We start from the raw sequence: 12,821 nt of genomic DNA, 5'->3' as shown, positions 1-12,821 counted from the left end.
ACTGCTGTTTTTTATACACTAAATATCCATAAAAGTTTCCTGCGAAGCTTTAGACAAGTAGTAAAATAATTAAAAAGATTTAATATTTTAATAAAAGCAAAAAAAAATCTAAATGAAATATTTGAAAATTAGCACAACGATTGTTCTTGTGTGTCTTTTGAAATTTGCTTATTCTCAAACAGACCAGTTTGATTTGAGTAAAATTAAAATTGTATATGTGAATTTAGATTCAGGAGAAGCCAACCCAATAAAAACCCAAAAAACGAAGTATTTTGATGGAACCATAAAAAAAAATAGTCCCTTAATTATTTACCCAAATATTGAGTTTCAAACTTTAGAAGGAATAGGTGGGGCTTTTAATGAAAATGGAGGGGAAGCCATTTCTTACCTCAACGCAGAGCAAATCAACGGACTATTTAAAAACTTGTTTAGCGCTCAACATGCTGGTTTTAGCTTTTGTCGTACCGCCATTGGCGCAAGCGACTTTGGTTTGGATGCATATAGCTATTCAAATGAGAACGATGATTTTGGTATGTCGCATTTTTCAATCAATAGAGATAAGAAATACGTAATTCCTTATATCAAAAATGCACTTAAATTTAATCCCAATTTATTTGTTTTTGGATCACCTTGGAGCCCCCCTGCATGGATGAAGCAAAATAATTCTATGGTGGAAACAGAAGCCGGAGCTAAGGTAAATACCCTTAAAAAGATCCCTAAAATATATGATGCATATTCAAAATATCTGGCAAAATATGTTTTGGCATATAAAGAGAACGGCATAAATATCAAAAGAATAACCATACAAAACGAAGTGGATATGAGTACTAAATATCCTAGTTGTTTAATGCCTCCAGCAGAAATGGTAAATTTTGCTACAGCATACCTTATTCCTCAGTTCAAAAAAGATAACCTGAATACCGAACTATTTGGAGGTACTTTTCGCTCGGCAGCCCAATTAGATATGTATGATTTTTTATCAACTAAAGGTGCTGATCAATTGGGAGGTGTTGGTGTGCAATATTCTTCATCTCAATATATTCAAGAAACTCAGATTAAATATCCTAAAGTTAAAATTTTTCATACCGAAGGCAATTGCAACGGTGGCGCAAATTCTTCTACTGAAGCTAGAAAGCGCTTTGGTGAGGTAGCGTCATATATCAATTCTGGCTGTACGGCCTACACTTACTGGAATATGATTTTAAATGAAACCGGTGAAAGCGGGTGGGGTTGGAAACAAAATTCATTAATCAATATAGATAGAAAAACAAAATCTATTCAATACAATCCAGATTACAATGCCATTTATTTGATGAGTGCAATAATAAAACCAGGCGATGTAAGAATAGCTTCTATGCATAAGGGTGGGATGATTTCTGTAAAGGATAAAACTGGGACAATAAAAATCATTGTTCAAAATGATGAGGGAGTAGAAAAAGGGTATGAGATAAAAGATGGTGCGCAATCAACTAAAATAACAGTGCCAGCTAATAGCTTAATCGCCATCATTATTGGTAAATAGTAAATTTTAAATCATTGCTGTCTGATAAAAATTAAAATTAAGGGGGTTCCTAAGAACCTTCCATAATTTAGGTTTAAATTTAAGTATGAAAAAACGGGAACGCACACTCTTTGATTTTATGGATCATCAAGATAAATTAGGCAATTATAAAGACCCCTTAAAAACACATGATGAACATATAGATTGGGAGGGATTCCGTGAATTAATCAAGAATGGTTTTGCTACAATAGATTATAGTAAAGGCGGCCGCCCGCCTTATGATAAAGTGATGCTATTTAAGATCCTGGTGCTGCAGAGCCTATATGGTTTATTGATGCCCAAACTGAGTTTCAGATCATAGACCGCCTGACTTTCATGCGTTTCCTGGGTTTAGGGATGAATGACCAGATTCCTGATCAGAACACGATCCGTAATTTTAGGGAAGCATTGATCGTAAACGGGTTACTTGATACCCTGTTTACAGCCTTTAACAGCAGGCTGGAAAAAGCGGGCATGTACACCAAAAAAGGAAGTATGGTAGATGCTATTTTTGTCACTGCTCCCAGGCAACGTAACAGCAGGGAAGAAAACGAACAGTTGAAAGAAGGTGATCTTCCTGAAGACTGGAGCCTAAACAAGATGCGCCACAAGGATACCGATGCGGACTGGACCAAAAAGAACAATCAGCTCTATTTCGGCTATAAAAACCATGTAAAGGTCGATATCGGATCTAAACTGATCACCGGATTCCAGACCAGTTCTGTAAGTGTCCATGATAGTGAAATACTGCCGGATCTGCTAAATGAGGATGATTGTGGCAAACCTTTATATGCCGATAGTGCTTACCGGAGCGATAAACAGGAAGCTGCTCTAAAGGAACTGGGAATTAAAAGCGAGATCCATGAACGAGCATACCGCAATACACCATTGAGCCAGGAGCAAAAGCTACAGAATAGGGAGAAGTCAAAAGTAAGGGCCAGAGTGGAACATGTATTTGCCTGGATGCACAGACAAGGTCATGAATTAAAGGTGATGGCTATTGGTATAGACCGCGCAACAGCAAAGATTACATTGATGAATATGGTCTACAATATGACCCGTGCAATTCACATTATTCAATCCGGTATGAGAAGTGTGTCCATACTATAAAAAAGGGCACAAAAGCAAGGTGCTAAATGCCTTAATATTATGATTTACCCCAATTTTTATTTCATAACTTATCCTAAAAAATAATTTATGAAATAAATGACAGATAATTAAAAAAACAGGGGTTATTAGAACTTCCCTTAATGAAAATGAGTCTTTTTTAATAGGTTTGCATGCAGTTTTTGCTCTTTATTGAAAAAAGAACCCCTACCCATTATCGGACAACAAAAATTTTAAATGAAAATAGTGAGAAAAATATTAATACTGAATTTATTAAGTTTTGGAATTTTGAGTTGGGGTGTTGCACAACCGAAAGCTTTAAGTACCAAAAGTAAGTTAGCGTCGTGGGAGGATGCTCGTTTTGGGATGTTTATCCATTGGGGTATTTATTCAAAAGCTGGTGGTGAGTGGAAAGGAACTATTAACCATGCAGAATGGTTACAGTTAACTGCAAAAATACCTTTGGCAGGATATACGGCATATGCAAAAACATTTAATCCGGTAAAGTTTAATGCAGATGAATGGGTGAGAATTGCCAAAGATGCCGGAATGAAATACATGGTTATCACAGCTAAACACCATGATGGTTTTGCCATGTTCAATTCTCCATCCAATCCATACAATATTGTTCAAGGTTCTGCTTTTAAACGAGACCCATTAAAAGAGCTTTCTGTTGCTTGTGCCAAAGAAGACATTAAGCTTTGTGTGTATTACTCTTTGGGTAGAGATTGGCAAGACCCAGATGTACCCACAGGTAAAGGAGATAAAATAGGTTGGAGAAGTAATCTAATTGATTTTCCTAACGAGGCAGGGAAAGATTTATCTAAATATATTGAAAGAAAGGTAAAACCCCAAATTCGTGAACTACTAACTAATTACGGGCCTATTGGGATATTGTGGTTTGATACCTACGAGCATATTACCAAAGAGCAAGGTCAAGAATTGGTAGATTTAATTCATAGCATTCAACCCAACTGTATCATAAATAATAGAGTTGGACCAGATTTGGGTGATTATACTGTATCTGAGCAAAAAATATTAGACAGTGCCGATATTAAACCTTGGGAAACCTGTTATACTATGAATAACCATTGGGGTTATAACAAAGCAGATACGAACTACAAAAGTGCCGCATCTTTGGTTCAAAACTTAGTGGATATTGCAAGTAAAGGAGGGAATTTTCTTTTAAATGTTGGGCCAACAGGCGAGGGTGTTTTTCCAGACCAATCTATAAATCGCTTAAAAGCAATAGGTGAATGGATGAAAATGAATGGCGAAGCAATATATGGGACTACGGCAAGTCCTTTTGGTAAATTTGATTGGGGACGTTGCACAAAAAAGGTTGAAAATGGCAAAACAATCTATTATTTGTCTGTTTTCAAATGGCCTAAAGACAGGAAATTAATTATTCCTCAAATGCAAAATCAAAATGCAAAACTCTTGGGTAGTTCAGAAAAAATATCAATTGAAATTAATCAAAATGGGAGCACTATTTTCCTGCCTAAAAATCCAGTAAATGAATTAGTAAGTGTAATAAAAGTACAGCAAGAATAGATTATATATAAAAGGGAATAAAGATAATTAGTTGAATAAATTTATGAATAAAGCACTTAAAAAAGGGGTACTCGCACTGTTAATAGTGTCATGCTTCACAGGTTTCAAAAATTTCAAAAAAGAAAAAAAGCGTCCAAACTTTCTATTTGTATTGGTGGATGATGAATCTCCATTTGATTTAAAAGTTTATGATGGAAAGTCGATTTTAGAAAGCCCCACCATTAATCAGCTAGCTGCTGAAGGGATGGTTTTTGAAAGCGCCAGACACATGGGATCTATGGTAGGTGCAGTTTGTGCGCCATCTCGCCACATGATTATGAGCGGGCGTACACTTTGGCACATTCCCTCACAAGGCAAAGAATTTATCAACAAAAACCATCCAGATACGATGGCATATAATACGATGGGCGCTATTTTTAACAGAGCAGGTTATAAAACTATGCGTACTTGTAAAAAAGGAAATTCATACCCTAAAGCCAATGCTTTGTTCACCGTAAATAAAGAGGCAACAAAACGTGGTGGGACAGAAGAAAGCGGCAGTGCTTGGCATTCTAAACAGGTGTTGACCTATTTAGATGAGAGAGAAGCAACAAAGGAAGAAGCTCCTTTTATGATTTATTTTGGCTTTTCTCATCCACATGATGTAAGAGATGGTACACCAGAGTTATTGTCGAAATATGGCGCAACCAACCATACAGATCCCAATACTTTACCTGCCCTAAATCCTAAGCAACCGCCTTTACAAGCTAATTATTTGTCTAAACATCCTTTTTTTATCGGTCATCCAGAATTGAGAGATGAAGAAATGGTAAGTGGTGTTTGGAAAAACCGCGATTTACAAACCGTAAGAAATGAGCTAGGTAGAGAGTATGCATGTGTTGAAAACATAGATAATCAGCTGAAAAAAGTACTCCAAAAATTAAAAGATATGGGTGAGTTGGATAATACCTATGTAATTTATACCGCAGATCATGGAATAGCTATTGGTAGACATGGTTTAATGGGCAAACAAAACTTATATGAGCATACGTGGAGAGTTCCATTTTTTGTAAAAGGACCAGGTATTAAAGCGGGCACTAGGGTAGAAGGAAATATTTATTTATTAGATGTATTGCCGACATTATGCGATTTAGCAGGTATAAAAATCCCTGAAAAAGTAGAGGGTAAAAGTTTTAAGTCTGTTTTATTTGGAGAAAAAACATCAATTAGAGATGTTATGTATGGTGCTTATGCGGGCGGTACAAAACCGGGTATACGCACTGTGAAAAAGGGAGATTGGAAACTGATAAAATACGATGCAATGAACGGAGCGGTTAGGCAAACTCAGCTATTTAATTTAGCAGAAAACCCTAACGAATATTTACCAGAACACCATAAAAGTGGCGCTATGGAAACCAATTTGGCAAACAATCCTAAATACGCTAAAAAACTAGCTGAAATGGAAGGTTTACTTTTGCAACAGATGATTGCTAATTACGATCCATATCGTTTATGGAACCAGCCTAAAATTAAAAATTAAGCCTGATGAATTTTAAAAGCTTAAATAGACCATTTGCTTTGCTGGCTGTGATTTTTTTAACTGCAGTTTTTGCTTTTAAGCCAATTCCTGATTATCAATTAAAAAGGGTAGAGATTGAGCCAGAGGTTTATACTACTATGAAAGCAAAATGGAATAATGATTTTGTGCATGTAAGCTATCCTCACCAATGGTTAAATGCTGTTATTGCGGTAGACCCTGGCGAATCTATTCAAAAAGCAATTGATAAAGTTACTAGAAATGGTGGCGTTGTTTTACTAAAAAAGGGTACTTATTTAGTGAGTAAACCTATTGTATTAAAAAGTAAAGTAACCATTATTGGCGAAGGTACAGAGCATACCATCATTAAGCAAGATATTGGATTAACAGATGGAGGAGCTTTTCAGGCCGATCCTTTGCCACAAATTACTGATGTTGTGATTTCTAATCTTTCCATTATAGGAATTGGAGGAAATAGCAAGGCTCATGGTATTTTAATGGCAGGCAAAAACGGAGAAAGGCATAACCGCATCATGCTTCAGCATGTTGACGTAAAAAACTGGGCAGGCACAGGCGTACACATGAAACGTACTGATAATATTGTGATGGATGCTTGTAATTTCCAAAAAAATGGTTCAGGTAATTCCTTGTATCACAATGTTTATTTTTTGTATAACAAATACATTTTGCAATCAGATTGCGATATGTCGTATCCTGTTTTAGGGAAAGGAAATAAATATACTTCTTGTGAATTTGTTTTAGCCCAACGTTGTACCATTAAAGATTGTAGCAAAAACGGAATCCAATCCGATCATGAAGAAGCGGGTTATATCTTTTTCCATAAATACCATGTTTCTGGTTGCGGCCAAGTAGCACTTTGGTTTCCTTGCGAAAATTATTACGATAAGTATAATTATACAGAAGATCCAAAATATGCACCTCAAAAAGTGATCTTAAATAGATGTGAAATTATAAATAACAGGTGGGGAGCTTTGTGGCGTTCGGTGAATAATAGCTACGTTATCAATAGTGTTTTTAATAATAAAGAAATTGATATGGGTTTGCTAAAATGCGATGTTAAAATGGAAAACAGCACATTTAAAAAAGGTAATGAGAATTATACTGATGTGAAGCAATGGCCAGCGGATGTAAAACTTTTATGGTAAATAAAAAATTATTAACACGATGAAACGATCACAATTTACAATGATAACAGTCTTTGTTTTGATGCTGAATATAACCTTTGCTCAAAACAAACCCATCACTAAACAAATACCTAAAGAACAAAGAATGGAATGGTGGCAAGATGCCCGTTTCGGAATGTTTGTTCACTGGGGTATTTATTCTGTGCCTGCTGGTCAATACAAAGGGAAAGAAATTTCAAATAGTGCCGAGTGGATCATGAATAAAGGTCAGATTCCACTAGGAGAGTATGAAAAATTCTCCGACGAATTTAACCCTACTAATTTTGATGCTAAAAGTTTTGTGGCTTTGGCTAAAGAAGCTGGGATGAAATACATTGTAATAACCTCCAAACATCATGATGGTTTTTCTATGTTCAAATCAAAAAGTAATCCTTTTAATATTGTAAATGCCACTCCGTTTAAACGCGATGTTTTAAAGGAACTTTCCGAAGAATGCCAAAAACAAGGTCTTCGTTTTGGCTTTTATTATTCGCAAGCACAAGATTGGAGTCACCCAGGAGGCTTAGGTAACAACTGGGATAAAAAAATGCAACACGTAAGTAATGATGTGTATGTAAAAGAAAAAGCTTTACCAGAAGTTAATCAATTGTTAACAGAATACGGACCTATATCTATTTTTTGGTGGGATACACCTCGTCAAATGACCAAAGAAGTTGTCGACAGTTTACATCGTATCACTTCTATTTTACAACCAGGTATCATTACTAACGATAGATTAGGAGAAGGTTACCCCGGAGATTATAAAACTTTTGAGCGTGGTATTCCTAAGGTTAAACCTGATGATAAATATTGGGAAATTTGCCAGCCAATTAGTGCCAGTTGGGGGTTTAAAAAATCTGATACTGTATTCCAAACTCCATCAGCGTTGATACGTAACTTGGTTGATATTGCCGGAAAGGGTGGAAACTATCTATTGAATGTTAGCCCAAGGGCCGATGGAACTTTGTCTCCAGTAGCGATAAGCAGATTGAAAGAAGTAGGGAAATGGATGGATGTAAACCACGAAGCTATTTATGGCACACAAGCGGGGCCAAGGGTACAACCTAATTGGGGCAGAATTACTTTGAAAACCGAAAACGGTAAATCTATTGCCTATTTGCATGTTTTTGATTGGAAGAACAATACCGAAATTCTTGTGCAATTAAAAAACAGAGTGAAGTCGTGCTATTTGTTAACAGATCCAAAAAGAATATTTGAAACCAAAAGTGATGATAAAGGTATTACGGTAAAATTAACCGGAAAAGCACCTAACGAGTATGCTTCGGTTATTGTGCTAAACCTTAACGAATCCTCAAATGCCATACAATCTGATCAACTTATTCAAAATGCGGATGGTATTTTGGTTTTACCTGCCGAAAGAGCACAGTTTCAGAATTTGAATGAACAAGGCGCAGAATATCAAGAGAATAAAAAAGCCATAGGAAAATGGACAAGCGAATCTGCAGAAGTAAACTGGACAGTTACAGTTCATACTGGAGGAAACTTTAAAATCTCTGCAGAAACGGCTTCTCTAAAAGATGCAAAAGTTAGTATCAGCATTGGTGAAGAATCTCAAGTTTTAAGTATGTCACCAAGTGGTGACTACAATAAATTTATCGGCCAGGAATTCGGTTCAATAAAAATCTCAAAAGCTGGAGTTTATAAAGTTATACTTAAACCAGTTGCTGGTAATTGGAATCCTGTTAATTTAAAAGATTTGAAATTAGAACTGACCAAGAAATAAACTTAAAAAAGAAGTAAAATTCTATACCCCTACCTCCTAATTGCAATCAATGGAATTAAAGAGGTAGGGCTTATTTGTCAATGGATATCTTTATGTTTATATTTTTTGAATCCATTTCTAAAAGAGAGTATTTTAAACCAAGGTTAAACTAGAAATAATAATGGATTTTGAACGCAATTAGCAGATATTTTGCTCGATTTTATACTCATCTTGTTAATAACCTGAGTTCGATAATTAAAAATGCGTACAATTGATTAGTTTTTACAGTATGATATTTGATTGGTGGTTTTTGGGGAAGAACTGTATGCAGCCAAACCTGCCAAAATATTAACCACTAAATTAATGAATGAGCGATGTCTTGAATGTTCAATCTGACAGATGTTTTTGAGTTCGTCATTTACAGTTTATATAACAGACCTTTTATAAGCATAATCTTATCATTCATGCTTATAAGGCTGTTTTTTATTATTACGAATGCCAGTGACCAAATGTAGGCCATCTGTAAAAAGGATTTCAAACAGCTCTTTAGAAATGTAGACTTTGTCTCCAAACAACTTGTCAAATATTTTTTTCAAGAACTCTTCTCTTTTCAAAGGATCCTATCATTTATATCCCCTGGCTAATCAGGAAATGGATAATTTCGCCTCTGTCATTGATCACCAGGTGAAGCTTAAAGCCAAAGAACCAGCCCATTGTGGATTTTCCAACTTCGGTAGTATCCCTAAATACCTTGTTTGCCTTGTTACGTTTGTTCTGACAAACTCTTATTGGTGTGGAGTCCACAAAAAAAATGCCCGTACAAGAGCCTGAACAACAGGTTTTAAGGAATATGGTCAAAGGCATGATTACACTTTGGCTAAGTTCTACAAACCGATTGTAGGATACTATTTTTAGGGAAATCATCCAGTATATGTTTCTGTACATAAGAAATATAATAATGCTTAAACCATTTGAAACCGCGGATCTGGAACAAGAGCAAAATGCTAATCACCTCGCTAATAGACATTGTAGGTGGACGTCGAGAAGGTTTCCCAAGAATGAAGTTTTTAGTGGTTTTATCAAATTTCTTGCAAAATTCGTCAACTATGCAGAAAATACCGGTAACGTATATCGTATGTAATCAAGCTTTGTTGGATACATAAATATTTGAATGTCGGATACTTAAATACAAATATTTACTAGCATGATTACAATTTTATATAGAATTAATTATCGAACTCAGGCTAATATAAATTAATTAGAATAAAATTTCTAAATTGATTTAGCTTTCATACATTTGATTCAAATAACTTAAATAATGCCCACTAGCTTTTTTAATAAAGTTGAATTATAAACATCTAATCTTAATAAATATGTATGAGTCAAACTTTTGTTGTAGTTGATCGGACTTTTTTTTAATGCAAAGTATAAGAAACCAATCTTAATTACTCTCATTAATAACTTTGATACTTCTATGGGCTCTTCTTGAGAATGTTAGTTTATGTTTTATGCGTTATGCGTTTATGTAACTTGTCGTGGCTAATTTCTATGCTCCAGTAATTTATTCAAAACTTAATAAATGAAAATTAATTTAATAGCTGTTTTATTACTATTCACAGTATTTAAAGCGAATAGTCAAACCCGAAAAGATAATTTAATACTTTGGTATAATGCACCCGCTGCTGACTGGAATGGAGCCTTGCCTCTTGGTAATGGACGTTTAGGAGCTATGATATACGGAATTCCAAGTAAAGAAAACATCCAACTAAATGAGAATACCCTTTGGGCGGGCAGTCCTAATAGTAACGATAACCCAAAAGCTAAAGAGTCTTTAGCAGAAGTTAGAAAACTAATGTTTGAGGGTAAATTAACTGAAGCTCAAAGTTTAGCTAATTCAGATATTATTACACAAAAGTCAAATGGAATGAATTATGAGACCGTGGGTAATCTACGAATGAATTTTTCAAACCAAGATCAGTTCTCAAATTACTACCGAGAGTTAGATATTCAAAAAGCAATAGCTACTACAACATATACAGTAGATGGAGTAGATTTTAAACGTGAAATGTTTACCTCTTTTACCGATCAGGTAATGGTAATCAGATTAACTGCCAGTAAAACTGGGAAGATTAGCTTTACTGCAACTATGGATCGTCCTGCCCCATCAAAAGTTACCGTATCAACAGAAAATAAGAACATTTTAAAAATGGTAGGGCAAGGTTCTGACGTAGCGAATAAAAAAGTCAAAAATTCAGCTCCTATAAAAGGATTGGTAAAGTTTCAATCCAGAGTAAAAGTTATTCCAAACGGTGGAACTCTATTAGCTAGTGATACCTCGCTAACTGTTTCGGGTGCCAACAGTGTTATAGTGTACGTTTCAACAGCTACTAACTTTGTAAACTATAATGATATCAGTGCTGATGAAAATAAAAGAGCTACAGATTATATAACCAAAGCAGAAAAGAAAAGTTATGATCAATTACTAAGCGCTCATATTGCATATTATCAAAAATATTTTAACAGAGTTGCACTTAACTTGGGCACAACCGAGAGTGCGAAAAACACAACTGATGAACGCATAAGGCAATTCAGCAAAACAAATGATCCTGCTATGGCAGCATTATACTTCCAATTTGGACGTTACCTGTTAATCAGTTCTTCGCAACCAGGCGGGCAGGCAGCGAATTTACAAGGATTATGGTGTAATGATTTAACACCACCTTGGAAAAGTGCTTATACAGTAAACATTAATACCGAGATGAATTATTGGCCAGCCGAAGTAACCAACCTTACCGAAATGCATGAGCCATTGATAGAGATGGTAAAAGACTTGTCAGTTACTGGTAAAAAAACTGCACATGATATGTATGGAGCAGATGGTTGGGTTACCCATCATAACACAGATTTATGGCGTATTGCAGGCCCTGTTGATGGTGCTACTTGGGGTATGTGGACAACTGGTGGCGTCTGGTTAAGCCAACATTTGTGGGAAAAATATGATTTTAGCGGAGATTTAAATTATCTGCGTTCTGTATATCCAGCAATGAAAGGTGCTACCGAGTTTTGCTTAAGTTTTTTAACGCCAGAGCCTGAACATGGCTGGTTAGTAATGTCTCCGGCTATTTCTCCAGAACATGGCCCAAAAGATAATCCTAAAAATGTAAATTTAGCTTATGGTGTAACCATGGATAATCAGTTGGTGTTTGATATGCTTACCAAAACAGTTAAAGCTGCAAAATTATTAAATACCGATGCAGAGTTCATTAAAAAAATTGAAAATACGCTTACTAAACTGGTTCCTAATCAAATTGGACAGTATAATCAATTACAAGAATGGATTCACGATGTAGATGACCCAACAGAAGATCACCGCCATGTTTCACACCTTTATGGTCTGTATCCATCAAATCAAATTTCGCCATATAAAAATCCTGAATTATTTGAGGCAGCTAAAAATACGCTTACACAAAGAGGTGATGAATCTAGAGGTTGGTCCATGAACTGGAAAATAAATATGTGGGCAAGGTTGCTTGATGGTAACCATGCTTATAAATTGATGGGCGATCAAATTAAATTAGTAGGAGCGCCAAATTCACCTATAGGTATTGGAACTTTTCCTAATATGTTTGATGCATATCCTCCATTTCAAATTGATGGTAATTTTGGTTTTACTGCTGGTTTAGCAGAAATGCTGGTGCAGAGCCATGATGGAGCCATTCAATTAATCCCTGCTTTGCCAGATGTTTGGAAAGATGGAAGTGTAACAGGAATTAGAGCAAGAGGAGGCTTTGTTGTAGAATCTTTAGAATGGGAAAACGGAAAAGTAGCTAAAGCTGTGATTAAATCAACTCGGGGGGGGAATTTGCGTGTTCGTTCTTATTCAGAATTAAAGATTGAAGATAAAGGTGAGCTTAAAAAGGCAAAAGGAGAAAATCCAAATCCTTTTTACAAACCCCGAAATATTAAAGCGCCTTTAGTGTCTGAAAAAGCTTCGTTGAAAGGATTGGACCTGCTTCCAATTAATGAATATGATATATCTACTGTTGCAGGCCAAGAAATTAGGTTGGTTAGAAAGTATTGAGTTTTTTTAAAATTCTTTAGAAATTGAATGAGATAATTAAAGAACAATTTGAGAAAAATAGAATGTAAAATTTAGGGATTTCAACGATTTATTTTTACTTATCATGAAATTCAGCA

The 12,821-nt window shown here is 35.4% G+C and carries 8 protein-coding genes and 1 pseudogene; 8 read left to right on the top strand and 1 reads right to left on the bottom strand.

Features of this window, described 5'->3' with window-relative positions; translation table 11 throughout:
* Positions 1-112 precede the first annotated feature (112 nt).
* The 7 genes from ADIARSV_RS10260 to ADIARSV_RS10230 all read left to right on the top strand — a co-directional run bounded on the left by ADIARSV_RS10260 (position 113) and on the right by ADIARSV_RS10230 (position 8,645).
* Entirely contained in the window at positions 113-1,522 is a 1,410-nt protein-coding gene (locus ADIARSV_RS10260; RefSeq protein ID WP_040299722.1) for a glycoside hydrolase family 30 protein, read from the top strand.
* A gap of 85 nt (positions 1,523-1,607) precedes the next feature.
* Positions 1,608-1,862, top strand: coding sequence for a transposase (locus ADIARSV_RS10255; protein ID WP_016195432.1), 255 nt, complete (start codon positions 1,608-1,610; stop codon positions 1,860-1,862).
* A 14-nt stretch (positions 1,863-1,876) separates the two neighbouring features.
* On the top strand, positions 1,877-2,650 hold the full coding sequence (locus tag ADIARSV_RS10250) for an IS5 family transposase (protein ID WP_016195431.1): 774 nt from the start codon (positions 1,877-1,879) through the stop codon (positions 2,648-2,650).
* Between the two features lie 243 nt (positions 2,651-2,893).
* A complete protein-coding gene (locus ADIARSV_RS10245; RefSeq protein WP_016195430.1) occupies positions 2,894-4,201 on the top strand; it encodes an alpha-L-fucosidase in 1,308 nt (435 codons plus the stop codon).
* 43 nt (positions 4,202-4,244) lie between these two features.
* Complete coding sequence (locus ADIARSV_RS10240; RefSeq protein WP_016195429.1) at positions 4,245-5,720, top strand: sulfatase-like hydrolase/transferase; 1,476 nt, start codon at positions 4,245-4,247, stop codon at positions 5,718-5,720.
* Between the two features lie 5 nt (positions 5,721-5,725).
* Positions 5,726-6,883, top strand: a complete 1,158-nt coding sequence (locus ADIARSV_RS10235; protein WP_016195428.1) for a glycosyl hydrolase family 28-related protein — start codon at positions 5,726-5,728, stop codon at positions 6,881-6,883.
* A gap of 19 nt (positions 6,884-6,902) precedes the next feature.
* Positions 6,903-8,645, top strand: a complete 1,743-nt coding sequence (locus tag ADIARSV_RS10230; RefSeq protein ID WP_040299721.1) for an alpha-L-fucosidase — start codon at positions 6,903-6,905, stop codon at positions 8,643-8,645.
* Positions 8,646-8,850: 205 nt separating this feature from the next.
* On the opposite strand, the pseudogene ADIARSV_RS23325 reads toward ADIARSV_RS10230, so the two are convergent.
* A pseudogene (locus tag ADIARSV_RS23325) lies at positions 8,851-9,769 on the bottom strand (IS982 family transposase).
* Positions 9,770-10,203: 434 nt separating this feature from the next.
* On the opposite strand from ADIARSV_RS23325, the gene ADIARSV_RS10215 reads away from it, so the two are divergent.
* Positions 10,204-12,705 (top strand): glycoside hydrolase family 95 protein, encoded by a 2,502-nt coding sequence (locus tag ADIARSV_RS10215; protein ID WP_016195425.1) that lies wholly within the window; start codon positions 10,204-10,206, stop codon positions 12,703-12,705.
* The last annotated feature ends 116 nt before the right edge of the window (positions 12,706-12,821 follow it).

It is taken from the genome of Arcticibacter svalbardensis MN12-7 (assembly GCF_000403135.1).
In the GTDB taxonomy this organism is placed as follows: domain Bacteria; phylum Bacteroidota; class Bacteroidia; order Sphingobacteriales; family Sphingobacteriaceae; genus Arcticibacter; species Arcticibacter svalbardensis.
The sequence above is the reverse complement of the archived record's forward strand: the minus strand, read 5'-3'. Positions and strand labels throughout refer to the sequence as shown.